A 22,127-nucleotide genomic window follows, 5' to 3' on the forward strand; every position below is an offset into this window, starting at 1 on the left:
TGTGGTCTATCTGGATATGCGTGGATACTCCAAACGCTTTTTGTCATTTTTAACGCGTACCAAGCGTTTTATTAGTATAATGTATCTGATCGCGTTTACCAAAGTTTAAAAATAATTGTTGCGGAGTTACAAAATGAAAAAAATAAAAGCGGCTATACTTTTTACAATTGTTGTCACCGCGGGAGTTGCGGGGTACTTCTTTTGGTCATTTTCCACGGCAAGTGTCACCATCAAAGAAGTCAAAATCAATCTCCATGAGAAACAAGTGAATATCGACGTACATCTTGTTGCACAAAACATACCTGTCATAGATTTTGATATCCACTACGCAATCGCAACGCAGAGTAATACTATTGTAGAAGGTAGTATTACACTACCCGCGCAAAAAATAGAAAACAACCGCGCGTCGTTGGTACTCCCGACAACTATTTTTATCGATAAGCTCCAACAAATCCGTCAGCAAAACAGCAAAACGATACTTCTTGAATTTAACGGTTCGTTTCAAGCAGCTTCACAAAGTATCGAGATCCCTTTCCACTTTTCCCGAGAAATACCTCTCCCCAAAGGTAACAGCAACAAACATTTACAAATCGACAAACTCATCATAAACATACTCGAACATGAAATATTGATCTCTGCAGACATTATTGTCGAAAATCCTAAAGAAAAAGACATTCCACACTTCAACGTCGATTACAATGTGGTCTTTAACGATTCGCTAGTTGTCGAAGGCAAACTCATCAGTAATGGTATACCTGCCAAATCGGAGGGAATTGTCACCCTACCTCTACGCATACAAAAAACAAAATTGCTACGTGCTAAATCCTCTAGCGACGCGGTAAATAAATTACTCATCAAAGGCAATATTGCCACAAAGCATATGTCATTTCATTTTTCCGTGCGCAAAAACATCTTACTGGCTAGTCGCAAACTCAACGCAAAAATTCACCATATCAATGTACAACAACCACTCCACGGCCCAACAACCATAAACGCACAACTCACTGTCGCCAATACAAAAAAGATTAAGTCGGGAAAAGTGCACTACAACGTTCTCATCGACGAACAAAAAGTCGCCACGGGAAGTGTCGAAATCGAAAGCACAAAACAACAACTGCTCCTAAACTTACCGGCGGAAATCGACTTAGACAAAATACGTACATACAAACAAAACTCACCTTTACACAAACTAAAAATATCTGGATTCCTACAACTACAAACAGAATCAGTGCTCATAGACGCGCCCTTTGAAGTACACAAAAATATTATTCTTCGTGATCGCCATAAACCGCGCCACCGCGTAAAAAACATTGACGTTGTCATCAATCACGGCCACGTCTCGATCAATGCCATTGTTGAAATTAAAAACTCTAGCGACAAAGATATTGAACACCTGCATGCGGTTTATAAGGTGAGCGCTAACAATAAACATATTGTATCAGGAAAAGCAATGATCAGATCCTCAATCGCTAGCTTTTCCAGGGGAGAACTAGCAATTCCTGTCAAAATAAATACACAACAACTAAAAGCACTGCCAAAGAATGCCTTGTGCACATTCATCGTCAGCGGCAAACTACATGCAAAGTTGTCAGGGAAGGAGTTTCATATTCCGTTTACTATTGCGAAAGAAGTGCTTTTAAAGCCGCGCGAAGCAAAAGCGGAAGTACAAAACTTACTCATTCGCGTAAACAGTGATCGCAGTATGGACATCGAAGCGTCATTAAAGATAAGTAATACAAAACCACGTAAAGCCAAAATTACCTATCGCGTGAGTTTGGCCAATACACAAGTGGTGACAGGCCGCGCTCTTTTAACACCTAAAAATAAAGAAATGCATGCGCAAATTCCCATAAAAATAAATGTCGAAAAACTCAAAACACTGCGCAAAAAACACGGAGGGCAGGTAGTACCACTAGTTCTAACCGGTAAAGCGTTCATAAACGATCAGCAAGTCCCTTTCCGTGTACGTAAAGATATCTTACTGTCTTCGCCGAAAAGAAACGTGCGTGTACTCGGTCTAGAGGTAAAAGAAAAAGCGGGGAAAAAACACATTCGCGTCAAATTAGACATAACTCCGGCACCGAAAATAAAAGCTCTAAATATTACGTACAACATGTTCATGAATCACAATAACATCGCCAAGGGTAAATTCAATTATGTAAAAGACACTCATTCGAGTTTATTTGAAATTCCCATTGTTTTAGACAAAGAAAAATTGGAAGCCTCAAAAGCGGAAAATATTGGTAAATTAGTTCCGTTTCTTATCACCGGAAATATTCAAGGGGAAACCACACGCGGAAAAGTTCAAATTCCATTTCGCGTAGAAAAAGACGCTTATTTACAAGGAAAATCACTAGAAATAAAATCTGTGGCCTTACAAATTTTAAAAATGAGTCGGCAAAATATGCAACTACAATTAAAACTAAATGTATTTAGCAAATTTGCCCACGACATAAAAAAACTGAACATCACATACCGTAAAATAGTAAAAGGTGTACAGGTAATGGGCGGAGAGGTTCATGTACAAAATTTGGTGGCGCAGAAAGTAAATGTCATTCGTATTCCATTACACATTGCCCGTAAAACGTGGAATGACATGAAAGAAAAATACGAAGGACAAACATTAAGAATGATATTAAAAGGTCATGTGGAAGTAGAAACAGCGAGCAAGCATTTCCAATTTCCGTTCGAAGTACACAAAAATACAGTAATTCGCAAGCGCCCTTTCGAAATAAAACTCAACAAATTTCGCATCCGCAAGTGGCGTTTTCGCGAAAGAGTGTATCATGTCATTCTAACACTAAAAAGCTTGTTACCACACAAAATCGAAAATTTGCGCATCGAGGGAGATATTCAATTAACCAAAGCAATTAAGGCGCGCGTTCTCAATAAAAACATAACTTTGAAACCAAATGCTTCCATTGATTTAGAGATTGAGGTAAAACGCAAACGCATAGGATTAATTCGCCGCATTATAGATAAAATTCGCGATATAAAAACCGCCAAAACCAATTTAAAAATAGAAGGTACGAGCGAGGAGGGAACGGTTTTCAGCAGCCATAGCAATGAAGAGCAACCAATTACCGTAGTGGAAGAAAATGAGTGAAACGGAAAAACAAAATTCGTTTGAGTTGCGAGACAAAAGGAGTGATCCAAACACTATTTTGATTGATGTTGAACTCTGATATGCATCAATCAAAACGAATGGAAACAAATTAAGACGTGTTACGCCTCTCCCGTGGGAGAGGCATGAGGCTTGTTGCTTTCAGCGTAGCTGAAATCTACAAGGCGATGGTGAGGGCATCGCACACAAACGAATACCTATACCTACACTAATTCTTACTCTGCAAAGCCTCCAAACCCACACGTAATAAGTCAATTACCGTTACAATACCAATGAGCCTACCCTTATCCATAATAGGAAAAGCACCAAACTTAGTGTCAATGGCATCTTGCATTAACTTTACCACTTCATCACCTGGATTAAAAATAACCGGATTAGGTGTCATGAGGTCTTTTACTTTTATCTCCGACCACATCTTAAAGTTGTCGTCTTCGTCGGTCAAATTTGCTAAATTGATAGGTATCCCACGATTCGAAATAATCCCGACAACACTCTCGCCATCCATGACCACAAGGTGGCGAATTTCTTTTTGATTCATATCTTTCATTGCTTGGCTGACTAAGGCATCGCTAGCAATTGTCTGAACATTTTTGTTCATAATCGTTGAAATATTCATAATCATCCTTTGCAAGATAGAATATTGTAGTTTACTATGCGTATTCTATTTTCACTATTAATCCACAGAATTTCTACATATTAATGTAAAAGTCCTGTGCAATATCTGCTGCGGATCTTCCGGGAACTGCTCTGCCATAATAGATTTCAGTTCACCGTCAAACATCTCCACTTTTTCAGGTGACAAACTCGCCCCAACTCCGGCACTGGCGCGTATTCTACCACGCCACGCTTCGTGTGTGTAGGTAACCAAAGTATCAAAAGTATACGACTCAATATCACAAAATCCTGCGGTAGCCACATCGGTAAACCACTGTGGGTATACACCAGTTCCGCCGTTCATGCTCCATTGGGAATTGTACTTTAAAATAAGTTTCTCCGTCACGTCCACAAGATTGCCTACAATGGGAAGCCAATCGAAATGCGCAATCACCAAAACACCTTTGGGCTTTAGTACACTTCTTATTTTACGCGCAACGGTACTACGGTCAAACCAATGCCAACATTGCCCCGCGGTAACACAATCGAAACTTTGCGCAGCAAAATTCATTTCTTCTGCACGACCAACAACATAGTCAATATGCAAATTCTCTGCGGCATCTAAACCTTTTGCTTGTTCAATTAATTCTTGCGATACATCCAAACCTGTTACAATAGATTTCTGCCGCGCAAAACCTCTTGCCAATGTTCCGGTTCCCGTTCCAATATCCAGAATCTTTTGATTTTGTGTTCCAATAGCAAAATGTTGAATGCGATCAAAAAACTGCGGTGGAAAACCAGCACGATGTTTTGCGTAGTCCTCAGAAGTAAGTCCAAAATTAACTTCCATATACGCTCCTTCTATCACAAACAGATCTCTCGTCTTCGTAAGGCTTAAATATTATGAATGCTTACATTAATCACTTTTGGGTGTAGACCGCGGAAGTTTAGGTATTTTTTTCGTTTGGCTGGTTTCGGTAACTTTGATGATTTTGAGCTCTAATAATTTGCCCAAAAACGCTGTTGTTTCGTCGTAACAATCTTTATCTGTAATGTCAAAGTCTCTTTCTAAAACTTTGCAGATATTGTTGATGGTGATTGTTTTTGCCGTCAATTCCCAAATTCTATTTCCCATTGCGTGAGCACCACTGTCCATCGCAGCAATGTCACTTTGCGCTTTCTCTACATCGATCCCTTCTTCACGGCATACAACAGTTGTGTATCTTAGCATTTTTTGTTTCCTTTACTATCGACCTTAATCTTCGGTAAATTTTTATAAAATATTACCAAAAAACCCCAAAGAATACAAAGTTTTCGCCATACGCAACTATTTGTTTTTTTTCATCTGCGCTTTTACATTCTTTATTCTTTCTTCCAAACCTGTAGTATAACTTGGGTTTAACTCCATCGATTTTTTCCATTTTTGTATACATTCGTCCAAACGACCTAGTGCATGAAGAACATTACCTTCCAACAAGTATGCATCCGCAAAATTCGGTTGCAATTCTTTTATTTTTTTTATATCGAGCAACGCATCGTCGAACTTTCTCAATATATAGTATATAGTCGCCCGTTTTAAGTACGCATCGACAAAAGAAGTATCCATTGTGATGACATGACTAAAATCCGCAAGAGCCTTTTGATATTTTTTCTGTTGAAAATAAACAAGACCGCGCGAACTGTAAAAATCAATGCGTGGTTCCAGTTCAATGGCTCTTGTGTAAAGTTCTATCACTCGGTTGAAATGACGAAAATAATAGTGATATCTCGCTAAACTAATATATGGTTCTGGAACAAGGGGATTTAAAGAGCGCGCTTTCTTCAAATCTTTTAGAGCCTTTTCGAACTCCTTCAATTCAAAATAAACAAGACCGCGGTTGTTAAAAGCGGTAGAGGAATATGGTTTAAGTTCGATTGCTTTGCTAAAGTTTGCAATAGCTGGAAGATATTTTTTCTGAACCTGATATACATTTCCTACATTTTCATATGCATAGGCAATGGGTTTGATTTTTAGTGCCTGTTTGAATTTTTCTAGGGCAAGGTCGTATTTATTTAAAATAAAATAACAATTTCCCAAAGTGTTGTAAGCGTGTGCCGAAGGAGTAATTTTCACAGCACGATTTAGATATTTAATGGCTTCCTCGTATTGCTGCAATTTATAGTAGCTAAACCCCATGTTGTTGTACGCAGATGATTCTTTGAAGCCAAGTTCCACTGCTTTTTTAAAATCAACAATCGATTTTTGGTATTCTTTCAATTCGAGGTAAATCGATCCTCTGCGAAAATATAAATCGTCGTCATCAAGTCCTTCCGCAATTACTTTGTTGCATACCTCAAGAGCTTTTGTATACGCTTGTAAACCATAAAGCTGACTGATCCGACTCGCATAGTCCACCGCTTTTTGTTCATCTAAAGAAGATTTCCTTATGTACAATAAAATAGAGACAATGATTAAACCACACAAAATATACCACTTGGCTTTATTAAGCTGTTTCCAAAACTTCCCCGAAGCGACAAAACGTTTTTTGTTAATGTTTTTCAATTGATCTAGCATGACAGCGACAGAAGAAGTTCGAATAACACTATCTTTTTCCAAGGAAAGATCTATAATTTTTGCGAGCTTGTGAAGATAATCTTTATCGGAAGAAATCGTTTCGGAAATAAGCGGCAATTTTTTGCGATGTATATTCATTAACGTATTAATAATGCGCGAGCCACAAAATGGTGACTGTGTCTCCCAATTCAAGAATTGATAAAACATCACGCCTAAACTAAAAACATCGCTGTTTGCCGCAACGCGGCCGTTTATTTGTTCCGGGCTGATATAGCCTGCGGTACCTATCACCTCATTGGTTTGTGTAATCGCTGTCAGTTCTTTGTTTACCATCTTGGCAATACCAAGATCAAGAAGAACAGGGCGGTATTCATTCCCCACAAGCATTATATTTTCAGGTTTTATGTCGCGGTGTACAATTCCGTATTCGTGTAGAACGGTAACCGCCTTACAGATTTCAGTGATGATGTTGAGTTGTTCGTCTAGGCCAATATGCGAAGGTTTTTTTTCAATCAATTTATCAAGAGTTATCCCCTGTATATATTGCATTACAATAAAATATCGACCTTCTATAGAAAAATACTCCAATCCTCGTACAACATTGACACTATTTATTTTGTGTAGAAAGGAAAATTCGCGTTCGATTCTCTTTATATCTCGCCGTGTAGACACCTGACATTCTTTTATCGCAACATTCTTTTTACTGTGGGTATCTGTAGCAAAATATACACGCCCCATCCCTCCTTCCCCAAGTATTTTTCGTAATTCATAACGATTATTGAGTAGTTCCATAGTTTCACTACTTTTGTAAAAGTTTTATTCGAATAAAGAACACATATGATATACATATAAATTATAACTAAATTGCATGCCATCATTACATAAATTTAATAAATTTCGCTAATAATTGTTAAAAAGCAAACTCTATAATAATAGGAAAATGATCTGAAGGATAACGATTTTGATATCGCGCACCATCTATTTCACAATTGCGTACATCAATTTGTTGATTGATCAGTATATGATCAATCACAAGTCCATTTTTCACTCCCACAAAATCGTGAAACGTTCCCGGCTTCTTTATCTGGGGATAAACTGTTGCCCATGCCGATCGAAGAAAATCATCATAGCACAACTCTCTCACCGCTTCTCCGCGCAGAGATTCATTAAAGTCGCCACAAAGTACAACGGGAAATTCCGCAGACACATTCTCAATATGATGGCGAATTAATTTCGCCGCATTTTTTCTAGCCGCCGTCGACTTATGATCAAGATGTGTATTGAAAACATATAAATCGCGATCGTGTTGCACATGGTGCATTTTTGCCCAAGTGCATATACGTGGAAGTGCAGTATTCCAAGACCGTGAACCTGGTTGGTGAGGAGTGTCGCTCAACCAAAACGTATTATTCTCTTTCCATTGCCATTCATGGTGATGATACAAAATAGCACAGTGCTCTCCCGCCCCGCAACCATCGTCACGTCCGACTCCTAAACGCGACCATCCTCCTAAATGTTGTTGAATATAATCGAGCTGAAAATTAAGCGCTTCCTGAACCAGAATAATACTTGCTCGCGATTTTTGTATGACTTCCACTACAGCACTCGCTCTTTTTTCCCAGTTATTAGCGCCGTCATTGGCCGAAGCATAGCGAATATTAAAAGACATTATACGAAACAATTGTGACATGACTTTATCCTCATAATTTTATTTTAGTTATCCGAAGACAAATAATCTTTCAAACTCGACTTGATAAAGTAATTCCATCCTTGCAAACCGCTCTCGCGACTAAGTTCGGGGACATCTTTTGGAAAGTTATCCAATCCCACATGTGTTACCTTCAGCGAAGAACGTTGTTCATCCCCAGAAAGCGCAAAAGTCACAAACGACTCTCCACTATATCCTTCGTAACACCAATGATAAACAATCTTCTCTCTAGGCACGACCTCTGTCAGTTTCCACAGATGCACGAAGTTTTTATTTTCGTCTATTTGCACATTAAATCTTGTCGAAAATCCCACCTGTGGCTCAAAAGACTCGATGTCCTGAAAAAACCACTTCTTCATTTGCTCTGCGACAGTAATAGCGCTCCACAAACACTCAACAGAAGTTTCAAAATCTTGCTCCACAACAACTGGCGTACTCTCATTCATATCAACTCTCCTCAACTAAATGAATTCGCAATCATCATTTCCGTAAATCATAACACAACAATCGCGGTTTACTTTGATCCAATCCGCGATCATTTTGACACACATACAACAAACCGCGACTCAAAGAAGGCATACTCCATGTTTCACGTGCAGCAAAAAGGTGTGTACGTTGCAATTCTGTGTACTTTTGTGGATTTAAGTCTAACCACACTAAATGCCCATATTGTCCGAGCAACAAACAACGACCGTCAACAAGGATCATCGAAGCCAGCGCTGGAGGCAAACGCAATGTACGTTGTCCGCGTTTGGTCGTTACTTTTACCGGCCATTTCGGTTCATAACGCCACATCTCTTTTCCTGTCTTCGCTTCAATACAAACCAATGGTGCATTTGCTGGTCCATGACCATCGATCCCATAAAGATAGCCGTCTTTATAAATGGCCGTCATAAAATGTGTCTGTAGTTTTTTGTTTTTCCACTGCACGCGATATTTGTTGTTTTTATCCACGCGCAAAAGTACTTGGCCCGCCCCATAACATTCCGACAAATAAATATTGTTATCTATCACCAAAGGAGAAGAAGCGTTTACCGAAGTATAACGCCTAGCACGCCATGGGAAACGCACAACAACTTCGCCGTTTTGTGGCTTAATCACCAAAAGTCCGCCATGGGCTGGGCGACTTTCACCGCCAGCAAAAACGCAGATATAACGTTTGCCGTGAATGTTTGCCGCAATAGGTGATGCGTAACTAGCGCCCCACTCTTTTTCGCAACCCCAAATCATTTTTCCACTACGTTTATCAAATGCAGCAACGCACGGCCCCTCTTCTCCCCCAAGGTTAATCACTAACAAATTTTGTTCCAACACAGGGGTAGAACCCACACCAAAAAAACAAGAACGTAAGTTAAATTCTTTATCCAAATCACGCTCCCACAATACTTGTCCCGACACTAAATGTAAACAGTGCAATTTACCTTCGACACCAAGAGTATACACATATTCACCGTCACTAATTGGTTGACAACGTGGCCCGTTCCCAAAACCATAGCGATCGCGGTAATTGACAGCATACGCGAACTTCCAAAAACGTTTGCCATTCTCGGCATGCAAGCACTCCACAACCTCTTGTTCGCGAATACGGTGGAAAAGTATGACGCGCTTCCCTATAACAGCGACAGCCGCATAACCCTGGCCTTTACGCACCTCCCATATTGGTTTTAAATTGTCTTTCGCAAATGTATCATTCAAATGTGTCTCTGTAGACACCCCATTTTGCATCGGTCCCAAAAACGTATCCCAATCGTGCGTTGTGGCGTTTTTATGCAACGGTTTAGGGCTACGGTAAATGGTCAATTCAAGCTGTTTAACAGGAGAGCGCGGTGGTAGATCTTTTATTTTGTATACTTTGGGAACCGCTGGATCGGTAAATAAAATATTGGATTGCGAATACAAAAGAGTGCTCAAGATAATTACAAGTACGACATTTTTCATTTTACACACCTTATCAAAATACATTTGACATTTTTTCTGTGGTTGTTATAATTACAAAAACACAAGTAAGTAAACACTTACTTACTTGTGAAGCAATGCAAAAAATAATATTCTATAGCGGAATTACACCGCAGAGTTTTGTGAAAATAAATCTTCGATATAGTCCTGAAGTTGTTGTGGCTCGTAATGATCGCGAATGACTTGTTCTTTCAATCCAAGTCCGCGTAACGCAAAAATAACCGCATCATGGAAAGAGTTTTTGATACTACCTTCAAAGGCCAACTCTTTATCGGAAAGGTCAAAAATAGTCATCATTGCGGCAACAGAGTACACACACCATATGAGATTATCAACCGCAGCAGTTGTTTCTGTTATGTGATTTTGCGATTTTAAATATTTATAATACTGACGGATAGCTTGAATACACGGTAACACACTACTGTGATGAAATTTTTCAATAAGCTGACCATCTTCAAGAATACTGTAAACGAATAAGCGGTGGGAAATACCTTTGTATTTACGTTTCAGGGGTGTCGCAAAGACAACTACGTACATCAAAAAGTACACCGACGAAATAAAAGCAAAGATGGAGTTTTTTTGTTTGAGAACAATACTACCCACTTCACTACCTTCTTCGATACAGAAATCATTTATTGCGGCATAAATTGCCATTTTATTAGGAAAATGTTTGTAGAGCAGTGCTTCGGAAACGTCGGCTTGCGTTGCGATATCTTTTGTTGTAGTACCATTATAACCTTTATGAGCAAAACAAATGAGCGCCGCTTCTAAAATCATTGTGCGTCTTTGTTGTTTAGAGTATCGTTTTTTCATGTCGTACCTGTTTTTAAATTTTTTACGACATTATACACCGTAGAAGTTGTAGGCACAAGTAGTCTTGTAGTAAGGAAGGGTTCGTTATGGAAATACCTGTTGCTGTTATTGGTATGAGCTGTCGTTATCCTGGGGCGGCAAATGTAAAAGAACTATGGGAAAATGTTTTGGCAAAACGTCAACATTTTCGCAAGTTTCCAGAAAAAAGGATGCCTGTCGCTTCATATTGCAATGACAATCCTCAAGTGGAAGATACCACAAGCCTAGATATGGCGGCATTCATTGACAATTGGAGTCTGGACCTTACTAAGTGGCGTATTCCACAACAAACATATGAAAGTACAGATCCGGTGCACTGGCTCGCGCTAGATTTGGCCGAGCAGGCTCTCAGAAGAATCAATATCCAAGACCAAAAATTACGCGAAAAAACCGCCGTATATATCGGCAATACCTTAACTGGAGAGTTCACAAGAGCAAGATCTCTACGCTTACGCTGGCCATTTGTAGAGCGCGTTATTTTTGAGGAAATGCGCAAACAAGATATTGATGAACAACAACAGCAACTATTATTGCAAAATATCAAAAAATCCTTTAAAGGGTTTTTTCCACCGACAAACGAAGATACTCTTGCAGGAAGTTTATCCAACACCATCGCAGGCCGCATTTGCAACTTCTTTGGTTTCGGTGGCGGAGGTTATACCATTGACGGCGCATGCGCCTCCTCACTGTTAGCGGTGGCCACTGCGGTAGAAAAACTGGCAAACGGTGAATTAGATATGGCCATCGCCGGGGGCATAGATATCAGCCTTGACCCTTTTGAAATGGTCGGTTTTTCGAAAGCCGGGGCATTGGCCACTTCGCGCTTAGCCATTTATGATCAGCGCGCGTGCGGTATGATGCCTGGAGAAGGCGCTGGCATTGTCATTTTAAAGCGCTTACCACAAGCCATACGTGACAACGACAATATCTACGCAATTGTCCGCGGTTGGGGAGTATCTTCCGATGGCGAAGGTGCAATCACCGCCCCCAAAGTAGGAGGACAGGTCCGCGCGCTGAGTAGTGCATGGCAACGTGCAAATTACCATGACATCGATTTTGTCGAAGGTCATGGAACAGGCACAACTCTAGGAGACCGCGTTGAACTGGAGAGTATTCACACTGCGTTACAAGGTATTCGCAACCACACCGAACGCAACTGTGGCGTAACATCATTAAAATCGATCATCGGTCACACAAAAGCAGCGGCAGGAATAGGTGCCTTTATCAAAACAGTTGCCGCGGTAAATCAACGTGTATTGCCACCCTTTGCCGGATGTGAAAATCCACACAATATTTTTCGTAAAGAAGCACGTAACTTATATCCACTTTGCAACGCCTACTCCCGTGATGAACCAATCAAAGCTGGTGTTTCGGCAATGGGATTTGGTGGTATTAATGCACATATTGCCTTAGAATCCCCTGACAAGAAAAGTACAGAATTTACCATCGAAAAATCATTGGATTTTTACAACGCCCATACACAAGATGCTGAAGTATTCGTCTTTTCCGCATCTTCGCAACAGAATCTATACAAAAAGTGTGAAGAACTCTACCTTCAGGCGCAACAAATTGCCCAATGTGAACTCGCCGACCTTTCGGCATTCCTTTTTACCAATGTGAATAAACAATACAAAGAACGTTTGGCGATTATCGCTTCCACTCCCAAAGAATTGGCAAAAACCTTAAAAGACGTCTTAGAATTTTTGCGCAATGAGGCACAACTTCCACACAATGCTTTTTTTGGCAACACCACGCAAAAACCGCGCATCGGATTCATGTTTGCAGGACAAGGTAGTCAAAAAATTGCCATGGCTCACAAGCTGTTTATGCGAACAGACGACAAAAAACAGCTACTACAAGTATTGCAAAATGCCCTCGGAGAAAAAAATTTCAATACCTGGATAAAAGCACTCTATCCAGACGATACAGCGATGATTGATCACCGCGATAGTTATAGCTCTATTTTAAAACAAACAAAATTTGCTCAACCCGCGATTTGTTTCGCAGCGCTTCTACATTTGCGTTTACTCACCAAATTAGGAATCCAACCACATGTCGTATGTGGACATAGTTTGGGGGAACTGGCGGCACTACATACCGCAGGAGCTTTTGGTGAAAAACAACTACTGGAAATAGCCGCCAATCGCGGTATAGCAATGAGTGGCGAGCATAGCAATGATGGAATGTTGAGCTTGGGAACAGATAGTGAACACGCGCAACAAATTATCACAAAAGCGCAGTGTCAGTCGCAAGATCCTCTACAACAAAATTACGCCGTTATCGCCAATAAAAACCATGCGCAACAAACGGTAATTGCTGGCCATCATCATGCGCTACGTTGTATTAAAGACATTTCTCCGGTAAATGCAATCGTATTACCTGTTTCTCGCGCTTTTCACAGCAAACTAGTGGAGCCTTGCGCTGCCCAATTTGGCAACATGTGTGCCATCTCTGGCAGCATGTGCACCACTCCGAACAATGCTACAAATTTAGATGTCGATTTCATTAGTGGTGTGGATGGAGAGTTACACAGAGATATAAACTCCTGCGAGTATTTACAACACCAAATTCCCGCGCAAGTCGATTTTGTTTCGCTACTCAACAAAGCCATGGATCGTTGTGACATACTCCTCGAATTAGGTGGAGGACAGGTTTTAAGTAATATTGCCGCCAAAATTCGCAGCGAGCATTTATGCCTGCCAATAGAAGCCAAGGCGGGTACGAGCTATGACATATGTAAAATTGTTGCGACACTTTTCACCAAAGGTGTCACAATCAATAGCCAAGTGCTATTCCACAACCGCATTATACATCCTTATGTAGCTCCACAAAAACGCAAATTCCTCATCAATCCATGCGAGCAAGACGCGAATAGCAAATACAAACCTCAGCAAACAACTACCGCGAAACAACAAGTAATTACCAGTGCAAAACAACCGCTACTCAGTTTACGTGAACGCATTGCCGCACTAACGGGCTTCCCACTAGAAACCATCCACGCGCAACATCGTCTTCTCGATGATTTGAATTTAGATTCCATAAAATCTGCCGAAGTCATATCGGTATTTTCCCAACAGTTTCAACTACAGCAAAGTTTTGAGCCAACAGCATTTACCAACGCCACTTTAGATGAGTTATCTCAGCAAGTGTGTGCTTTAAAGCAAGCGACCAAAAAATCATCGTGGGTACACTCTTTTGTTCGCAAATGGCGACAAAAAGAAATTACAGATAAAGAAATGGTAAAAGCAAACTATCGCCTCGTCGGAGATACCAGTGGTCGCCTCGCAAGTATTCTGAGCAAAAGTTTTGCCATTGACTCGCACGCAACAAGTGCAATATTTGTACTACCTGAAGATACAACACTTGATATATCGTTACTACAAAAACTCGCAAATTCATCATCAATAAAACATATCACCGTCCTTGATCCTAATAGCCAACGTAATATAAAACGCGATGAGGGAGTCGAATCTTTTTTTGCCAGTCTACAACGAGAGATTCGCGACTTCGGGGTAAATTTTATTGGAATTTCTCACGATTTCCCCATGGAGTGTATACCGCAACTTGTCACCAAAGAACATTCGCACAATCAACACCATTTCAGCAGTGTGTATTATAACAAACGACAACAGCGTCTTACACCACACTGGCAGCTCATTTTCCCCGACACCAAAAACCAATTGCCTCTTCCACAACATGTCGTCGTTGTAAGTGGAGGAGCAAAGGGAATCACCGCAGAATGTGTTATAGAGTTGGCTCAAAAATGTGCAGCAACTTTCGTTTTGTTGGGAAGTTCTCCTCGTGAAAAAGTTTCCTTAGAACCCTTTGCGGCATTTGGTGATCGTATCCATTACTTCTCATGTGATATCACCGACGCATCTCAAGTGAATACCGTCATGAAAAACGTACAAACTTCTATTGGTGAAATAGAATGGATCATCCACGGTGCGGGAATAAATATACCGCGAAAAGCCGCCGAAGTTTCGTTACAACAAGCGCAACACGAAATCGCTCCCAAACTCCTCGGACTTGACAATTTACTACAGCATAGTGCTCATACAAAACAGGTCATCGCATTTACTTCTGTCATAGGCGTGACTGGCTTAGCCGGCAACGCTTGGTATGCTTTTGCCAACGAATCCCTTCGGCGTAAGCTAGCAAAATGGCAAGCAAACAACCCTGATCGCAAAAGTTGTGCTTTCGCATTTTCGGCATGGGAAGAAGTGGGCATGGCCGCCAATCTAGGTACGATTTCTCACCTAGACAGTCAAGGAATTAAAGCGATTCCACTAAAGCATGGCGTCGACCAATTCATGAAGTGGATCTCCACAAATCAAAAACCTGATGAAGTGATTATTTGCAGCGAAATGGGAAAAAATTTCACCCCATTGTCCTTACCTGAGACAACCCCCAAGAAATGCTTTATCGACAATATTGTCAACTACACTCCACAAATAAACTTAAGTGCTCAGTACACACTGGATGTACAGCACGACGAGTATTTAAACGACCACATTTTTGATGGAAAAAAATTATTCCCCACGGTCTTCGGTTTAGAGGCAATGGCACAAGGCGTTGAATATCTTTGGCAACAAAATATCGCTCATATTCGTTTTAGCGATGTCAAACTAACATACCCTATTGTTGTCAACCACAAGCTAAACATACGCATTGACATCAAACGCAAAAACAATAAGATTTTCAACTGCTGTATTCGCTGCGAAGATAGCAACTATGACGTCGTACATTTTTCCGCCACGGTGATTGTTAACAACGGTATGAAAAACAACTTTGCGCAAATTCCACAACAACGATACATTGAAGACGCCAAAAAACTCTATGGACCTATTTTATTTCAAGGAACGCTATTCCAGCAAATAGAACAAGTTTGCGATTTATCACGCCAACAATGTACCGCAAAAATAGCCAATGGGCCACACAGCGACAAGTGGTATTGTCATCATGAAAACTTTACACTGGGTAACCCTTATCAGCGTGATGCCTTATTACAAATGGGACAACTTATTATTACACCGGCATTGGGACTTCCCATTGCTATTGACAAAATCGATATAGATCTCAAAAACAGCAACAGAGTATATGCACAGACACAACTGCGTGGCCAGGAACAAAATAATGTCATGGGAGATGTCGTTGTCAGTGACGCAACCGGAAACGTTGTCGAAGAGCTACGCGGTTATCAAATTCGCATCGTACAACAGCAAACACAAATGCCTTACCCCGAGAAACTAGCGGAGTACCTACAATCGCAAAATCATAAACCACTGCAAATGCCTGCCAAAGCTAACGACAAAATATTTACGGTGGAAGATCACGAACGCGGAGAGCGAGGAGAAGTCAACTTTTTATATCGTTTCCCGATGCGTTTTGCATACCTAGGCAACCCTAGTGGCGGTACACATTTCGCGACATATTTGCACTGGATTGGTGAAACACGAGAAGTAGGTATTCGTAAAAATGGTATCTACGAAAAAGCAACACAGTACATTTCTTCGCAAAATTACGCTTGGATCACCAAGGAAACGAAACTGCAAATTATCGACACACCACAACAAGACAGTTTTATTGAGGTCGAATGTTGGAACGAACGCTTGTATGGAACACAAGACGCTAGTTTAGAAATGATATACCGCTTTTACGCCTGCAATGACAACGTACGCCGCCCCATAGCCGAGATAGCACAAACCACGACATGGGCAAAAGTCATTGACCATGGTGTTGTTAAACCGGTGGCCTATCCACAAGATATGCATTCATGGATTTTGCAAACACTTCCCCAACAAGGTCACCGCCGCGATTTATCCTGGACAACCGATTGGGAAAAAGGACAAAGTCAACTTATCGCAGCGCAAGGTCCACAGCTTGGTAAACTATTGTTCGAAGAATCGTTTCGTACAACACCACGACATTCCAACTTTGTAGGCAACATTTATTGGAGTAATTACGCCGATTGGATGGGCGAAGTACGCGATCTGTGGTTGCAAAGTTTTATGAACTACGGTGAAGCAGAACTACGCTGCACCAATTGCCATATACAACATTTGCGCGAAGCAATGCCTGGAGATGTCATTGTTGTAAAAATGTACTTGCAACATTGCTACGAATATTGCCTCGATTTGCAGTTTAACTTTTACAAATCTGTAGATGGTGAACTGCAAAAATTAGCCACAGCATCGCACACCGCATATTCTTTTATTCTTCAAAAAGGAAAGTGGGTTCCCAGTAGTTTTTCACACTTTATTTTGCAGGCCACGCTATGAAATATTACGCGAAAAAGGTACCAAACAAAAAATGGGACTACATTGTCATCGGTTCGGGGATCGGGGGGATGGCCACCGCCGCTCTTTTGGGTTACTTTGGTAAAAAAGTGTTGCTACTCGAACGGCACTATCAACCAGGAGGTTTTACACACACATTTTCCAGGCGCGGGTACACATGGGACGTAGGTGTTCACACTATTGGTCAGATAGGTTCACATTATTTAGAGGGAAGGATTCTACGCACACTCACGGACAATGCCGTTGAGTGGAAATCCATGGGCGAAGTGTGTGAAATATTTCATTACCCTGACAAAACCATATCTATTTATGGTGACATACAAAAACAGATACAAATGTTGTCTCAGATGTTTCCCAAGGAGCGCAAAGCAATTCAACAATATTTCTCCACAGTAAAAAAAGCATTGTGTAATCTCGAAATGTACTATGGGGCGCGTTGTTTATTTCCTCACTACTTGAGTATCGCTGATCGAATACTCGGGAGAAATAGCTGGAAATGGTTTGGAAAAACGACAATGGAGGTAATGGAGCCGTTATTTCACAATACAAAATTATTTGATATACTCACCGCGCGTTGGGTATACTACGGCTCACCGCCTGATGAATCTTCATTTGGCATACAGGCTGTTATTGATCGTCATTTCCATGAAGGCGGATACTATCCTGTGGGTGGTGGCAAACAGTTAACAACCGCTTTTCTAAAAAAAATATACCACCAAGGAGGGGAGACGCGTGTCTGTGCAGAGGTAAAACAAATTTGTATAGAAAATGATCGTGCTGTTGGCGTTGAGTTAAAAAACGGTGAAAAGATTTTTGCTCCACGTACTGTGGCGGCAATTCCCTTACATTCTCTACCAAAAATTTTACCGCAGCCTATTCCTTCGTGGTTACAACAAGTACAAAAAATGCCTTCGACTCCGGCACATCTTTGTCTACACTTGGGATTTAAAGAAGATATTCGTACATTAGGAGCCACAACTGCGAACGCATGGTTGTTTAAGGACTACGGCGTGCAGTATGCGACTTGGGATGTTCACCACGAAGAGACGCCAGGCATTTTGTACTGTTCCTTTCCTTCGCTAAAAGAAGGAAAGCAAAAAAATCACACCGCGGAAATCATTACATTTGTGCCTTGGGAATCATTTGCGCAATGGAAAGACACGACCTGGAAGAAACGCGGTGCACAGTACGAAGAAATGAAAGAACAAATAACACAAAAGATTCTCCAGCGCTTTTGGCAATATTTTCCCAAATTACGCAACGCTGTTGATTATGTAGAGCTTTCCACTCCCCTTAGCACCAATCACTTTATGGGTACAAGTAATGGTAGTATATATGGATTGGCCCCCACTCCACAACGCTATCATTCGCCATGGACGCGACCACGTACACCGTTAAACGGATTATTTTTGAGTGGAAGTGATATGGCTTCTCCTGGCATTATAGGTGCCATGATGGGCGGAGTACTTGCGGCGGTGGCCTGCTGTCCTGTTGCTGGTAGCAAATTTTTACTAAAACATATGTTCGCAAAAAAATAGGTGATGTCGTGTTCTATCAAATATTGCAATATCGACGAATTGTATTTCTCGCAAGCTGCGTACTGATCTGTAGTGGTCTTGCCATGTACTACAAGATTCCGAAACAGGAAGATCCCACGATCAAATACAATATGATGCGTGTCATTATCCCTTTTCCAGGAGCTGACCCAGGAAAAGTGGAAAAACTAGTGACTCAAGAAGTGGAAAAAGTCATTCTCGAACTAGATTGCATTGAAAAAGTCTTTGCTGTTTCACGTAATGGTCTTGCAGCGTTTGAAATTATTTTTGATTATGACCAAAATCTCGAAACGGCTTTTGAAAAATTAAAAGACAAAATTCGCGATGTGCGCGCCAAAATACCTAGGGAAACACTTGCCCCTATTATTTTCGACGAAATGGTGAAGAATTACTCGATTATCAGTATTCTCAAAAGTAAAGAACATTCTCTTCTCGAACTAGAATACTATTTCGAACAACTCAAAAAACGCTGCCTTAACTTACCAGGAGTCGAGACTGTCGAAATAAAAGGTGGAATAGACCGCGCAATATTTGTGTCTCTACATTTGGATAAGCTGGCGAAATACCGCATACCTATTCGTAAAATAACACAAGCTTTGGCGTTGCGTAACGATGTAAAACCCGGAGGAACAATCAAACCAGGAACAAAAAGCTTTCGCATCGAAGCAGAGGGCGAATTTCGCAATTTAAAAGAAATTCGCAACACCGTTGTCGATATTTCCGCAGAAAATCAAGCCGTTTACATTAGAGATGTCGCAGACGTTCGCTGGGGAAACAAAGATACTGACTACTCGATTCTTTATCGCGGAGAAAAAGTGGTCGCGTTGACCGTCACCATGAAAAAAGGTTACGATATTTTTCGTTTTCAGCGAGAATACTACTCTGCACAGGATAAACTACAAAAGATTTTGCCGAAGAACATGTCGATAAAAGTATATCTAGACCAAGGACGTTTTGTCGATGCGAAACTCACCTTACTCTACAATAACTTACTCCAAGGTATGTTTTGGGTGATCTTGGTGCTATTTTTATTTATCGGTTTGCGCGAATCCATTGTTGTGGCTATTTCGATCCCCTTGACAATTGTGATATCCTTTTTGTTCATTCGCTTCACTGGATTTGCCTTGCAACAAATGTCGATCGCATCTTTGGTAATTGCTCTTGGTCTACTCGTAGACAACTCGATTGTCATTGTCGAGAGTATTTACCATGAAATTGCCACAAAAAAACATGGTTGGTTAGAGTCTTTCGCCATTGGAGTAAATAAAATCGCTCCGTCGATTATTTCAGGAACACTGACAACCGTTGCCGCTTTTACTCCTTTAATGTTTATGGTCGGAGCAACGGGTGCGTTTTTGCGTTCTATTCCCACGGTCGTCATTATTACCTTAATGTGTTCACTATATGTGGCCTTAACTTTGACTCCGATCCTGTACTTTTGGTTGCGCCCTAAAAAATTACAGAGCAAGCAAAGCGGTCATCGCATGTGGTGGAAAAAATATCGGCGTTTAATTCGCTGGTCACTAAAAAAACGTTATCTCGTGGCTTTTGGTGGAATCGCTTTTGCCGGAACAGCCGCAGCGCTTGGTCTCACCATGAAGCTAGAACTGTTTCCCATTGCCGATCGTCCACAGCTCATTGTGAATGTTTATCTGCCCGAGGGTTCAAATTTGAAAAAATGCGAAGATGTGGCGCGAAATATGTCAAAAGTCCTCACAAAGCAAAAATTTCCGCAAATAGTCGACACTATCTACTTCTTGGGAAATGGCGCTCCCAAATTTTATTACAATGAAAATGGCGACATGAAGTTAAAAAATCCGGCGTATATGGAAGCGGTCATTAACCTAAAACAAGATACCCACAACATAACCGAAGTAACACATGCTATTCAAAAAGAGCTACAAAACAATATTCTTCAAGCACGTACACGCGTACGTCAATTTCGTCATGGGCAACCCTTTCAGGCTCCCGTATCCATTCGCGTATCATCGAATTATCCCGAAGACATTGAAAAGGTAGTGATACGCCTAAAGAAATTATTGCGTAAAATGCACGGAACACGCAATGTGATGGATAATATTGGTGAAGATACATACAAATGGAAACTAAAAATTGATCCGTATCGTCTCAATCAAATAGGCATCACACACAACGAAATTTCGCAGGATGTCTTCACCGCATTCCACGGCGTTACCGCAACGACATTTCTTTCTAGCGAAGAGAAAATTGACGTTGTCGTGCGTTTACGTGAAGAAGATCGTCAAAATTTTGCCAGCATAAGTAAATTGTATTTTTCCTCCGCGGCAACCGAAGTCAAAATCCCCTTTGCCCAAGTAGCGCAAATTGATTTTGACCTAGAGAAAACCCAGATACATCGCTACAACCAACAACTACATGCCTATGTATTTAGTGACACCCAGAACCGTTTGGCCTCTGAAATTACCGCAGAGGTTAAAAATACCATTCGCACCTGGGAAATGCCATCGGGTTGTGAAATTCATTTTGCGGGAGAGGACGAAGAACTGCGTAAATCTATTCGTTCTATATTAATCGCCGGTGTATTGGCCGTATTTCTTATTTATGTTATCTTATCTTTTGAGTTCAACAGTCTTTTTCAACCCCTCATTATTTTACTCATTGTACCGCTGGCAATCGCAGGGGCGGTAATTGGTTTGTACTTACTGGGGATGCCTTTGGGCTTTATGTCACTCATGGGCTTTGTCAGTCTCGCAGGCATTGTTGTAAACGACTCCATCGTGTTGGTGGATACTGCCAACCGTAAAATGGCGCGCAACCAAGTGGCACTTGTCGAAAGTTATGAGAGTTATTCCGCAATGTTAGTGGACGCTGCCGAGACAAGACTCATTCCCATCATTGCCACATCCATTACAACCATTTTTAGTTTGCTACCTTTGGCGATCTGGGGCGGTAATTTTTGGAGCGCCTTTGCCTATTCTGTTATTTTTGGCTTAGCAACATCCACAATCTTGACATTAGTATTTGCCCCGGTTATGTTTCGCATTATTGAAGATATTAAAATGAAATTTGGCGTCTTACCATCGTTCCGCATTTTTGTTTATCCAGAGAAAACATCATGGAAAAGCGAAGTAAACCGTTTACTGAGCCATCGCAACCATGTACACTTTCTGCAAACAGACAGCGAATCAAAAGTAGACCCTGATTTTGTGATTTTAGATCTAGAAAAATTGTCGACACACGATGTTCTACAAATTTTATGTAAGCATACTCAGTTGCACCTCATTGCGATTGCCATTACCAGTGACAATATAACCCGCGAGGATTTCCTACATTCTGTAGAACGAAGTAGACAAAAACCATCGGCACACTTGCGGCACACCATCAAAAATATGCACTATATATCGAGCAATGAGTTAGACTACTTACCAAAGCTCGTCGAACAAGGTGCAGACAAAATTCAAAGCTTGGTCAAAACAATATGGGATCTTTCTACTCTGAGGTAAAT

12 protein-coding genes are annotated in these 22,127 nt (G+C 41.0%); 4 read left to right on the plus strand and 8 right to left on the minus strand.

Annotated elements, in window-relative coordinates:
* Positions 1–133 precede the first annotated feature (133 nt).
* Entirely contained in the window at positions 134–3,106 is a 2,973-nt protein-coding gene (locus UABAM_RS13560; RefSeq protein WP_151968542.1) for a hypothetical protein, read from the plus strand.
* Positions 3,107–3,332: 226 nt separating this feature from the next.
* Here the strand turns inward: UABAM_RS13560 and UABAM_RS13565 are convergent, their stop codons facing one another.
* From UABAM_RS13565 to UABAM_RS13600, 8 genes are all read right to left on the minus strand, one after another.
* A complete protein-coding gene (locus UABAM_RS13565) occupies positions 3,333–3,740 on the minus strand; it encodes a CBS domain-containing protein (protein WP_173013305.1) in 408 nt (135 codons plus the stop codon).
* A gap of 57 nt (positions 3,741–3,797) precedes the next feature.
* The gene (locus tag UABAM_RS13570) at positions 3,798–4,568 is read right to left on the minus strand and encodes a class I SAM-dependent methyltransferase (RefSeq protein ID WP_151968544.1); all 771 of its coding nucleotides are present in this window, start codon (positions 4,566–4,568) and stop codon (positions 3,798–3,800) included.
* Between the two features lie 66 nt (positions 4,569–4,634).
* The gene (locus tag UABAM_RS13575) at positions 4,635–4,949 is read right to left on the minus strand and encodes a PqqD family protein (RefSeq protein ID WP_151968545.1); all 315 of its coding nucleotides are present in this window, start codon (positions 4,947–4,949) and stop codon (positions 4,635–4,637) included.
* Positions 4,950–5,045: 96 nt separating this feature from the next.
* Complete coding sequence (locus tag UABAM_RS13580) at positions 5,046–7,064, minus strand: serine/threonine-protein kinase (protein ID WP_151968546.1); 2,019 nt, start codon at positions 7,062–7,064, stop codon at positions 5,046–5,048.
* 118 nt (positions 7,065–7,182) lie between these two features.
* Positions 7,183–7,962, minus strand: coding sequence for an endonuclease/exonuclease/phosphatase family protein (locus tag UABAM_RS13585; protein WP_151968547.1), 780 nt, complete (start codon positions 7,960–7,962; stop codon positions 7,183–7,185).
* A gap of 23 nt (positions 7,963–7,985) precedes the next feature.
* Complete coding sequence (locus UABAM_RS13590; RefSeq protein ID WP_151968548.1) at positions 7,986–8,426, minus strand: SRPBCC family protein; 441 nt, start codon at positions 8,424–8,426, stop codon at positions 7,986–7,988.
* A gap of 34 nt (positions 8,427–8,460) precedes the next feature.
* Positions 8,461–9,918: a PQQ-binding-like beta-propeller repeat protein gene (locus tag UABAM_RS13595; RefSeq protein ID WP_173013306.1), complete on the minus strand. Its 1,458-nt coding sequence runs from the start codon at positions 9,916–9,918 to the stop codon at positions 8,461–8,463.
* 123 nt (positions 9,919–10,041) lie between these two features.
* Entirely contained in the window at positions 10,042–10,749 is a 708-nt protein-coding gene (locus tag UABAM_RS13600) for a TetR/AcrR family transcriptional regulator (protein WP_151968550.1), read from the minus strand.
* Between the two features lie 86 nt (positions 10,750–10,835).
* On the opposite strand from UABAM_RS13600, the gene UABAM_RS13605 reads away from it, so the two are divergent.
* From UABAM_RS13605 to UABAM_RS13615, 3 genes are read left to right on the plus strand one after another with little or no spacing between them, the layout of a single operon-like run.
* Positions 10,836–17,069, plus strand: coding sequence for a type I polyketide synthase (locus UABAM_RS13605; protein WP_151968551.1), 6,234 nt, complete (start codon positions 10,836–10,838; stop codon positions 17,067–17,069).
* Positions 17,066–18,625, plus strand: a complete 1,560-nt coding sequence (locus tag UABAM_RS13610) for a phytoene desaturase family protein (RefSeq protein ID WP_151968552.1) — start codon at positions 17,066–17,068, stop codon at positions 18,623–18,625. Before UABAM_RS13605 ends, UABAM_RS13610 begins: the two co-directional genes overlap by 4 nt.
* 8 nt (positions 18,626–18,633) lie before the next feature.
* The gene (locus tag UABAM_RS13615) at positions 18,634–22,125 is read left to right on the plus strand and encodes an efflux RND transporter permease subunit (protein WP_173013307.1); all 3,492 of its coding nucleotides are present in this window, start codon (positions 18,634–18,636) and stop codon (positions 22,123–22,125) included.
* The last annotated feature ends 2 nt before the right edge of the window (positions 22,126–22,127 follow it).

Source organism: Candidatus Uabimicrobium amorphum (assembly GCF_009002475.1).
GTDB lineage: Bacteria > Planctomycetota > Uabimicrobiia > Uabimicrobiales > Uabimicrobiaceae > Uabimicrobium > Uabimicrobium amorphum.

What these genes read in the sequence shown, in the direction of transcription:
- UABAM_RS13590 (WP_151968548.1), bottom strand. Translation starts at nt 8,426, where the DNA reads ATGAATGAGAGTACGCCAGTTGTTGTGGAGCAAGATTTTGAAACTTCT.
- UABAM_RS13605 (WP_151968551.1), top strand. Translation starts at nt 10,836, where the DNA reads ATGGAAATACCTGTTGCTGTTATTGGTATGAGCTGTCGTTATCCTGGG.
- UABAM_RS13610 (WP_151968552.1), top strand. Translation starts at nt 17,066, where the DNA reads ATGAAATATTACGCGAAAAAGGTACCAAACAAAAAATGGGACTACATT.
- UABAM_RS13570 (WP_151968544.1), bottom strand. Translation starts at nt 4,568, where the DNA reads ATGGAAGTTAATTTTGGACTTACTTCTGAGGACTACGCAAAACATCGT.
- UABAM_RS13585 (WP_151968547.1), bottom strand. Translation starts at nt 7,962, where the DNA reads ATGTCACAATTGTTTCGTATAATGTCTTTTAATATTCGCTATGCTTCG.
- UABAM_RS13560 (WP_151968542.1), top strand. Translation starts at nt 134, where the DNA reads ATGAAAAAAATAAAAGCGGCTATACTTTTTACAATTGTTGTCACCGCG.
- UABAM_RS13565 (WP_173013305.1), bottom strand. Translation starts at nt 3,740, where the DNA reads ATGAATATTTCAACGATTATGAACAAAAATGTTCAGACAATTGCTAGC.
- UABAM_RS13600 (WP_151968550.1), bottom strand. Translation starts at nt 10,749, where the DNA reads ATGAAAAAACGATACTCTAAACAACAAAGACGCACAATGATTTTAGAA.
- UABAM_RS13580 (WP_151968546.1), bottom strand. Translation starts at nt 7,064, where the DNA reads ATGGAACTACTCAATAATCGTTATGAATTACGAAAAATACTTGGGGAA.
- UABAM_RS13575 (WP_151968545.1), bottom strand. Translation starts at nt 4,949, where the DNA reads ATGCTAAGATACACAACTGTTGTATGCCGTGAAGAAGGGATCGATGTA.
- UABAM_RS13595 (WP_173013306.1), bottom strand. Translation starts at nt 9,918, where the DNA reads ATGAAAAATGTCGTACTTGTAATTATCTTGAGCACTCTTTTGTATTCG.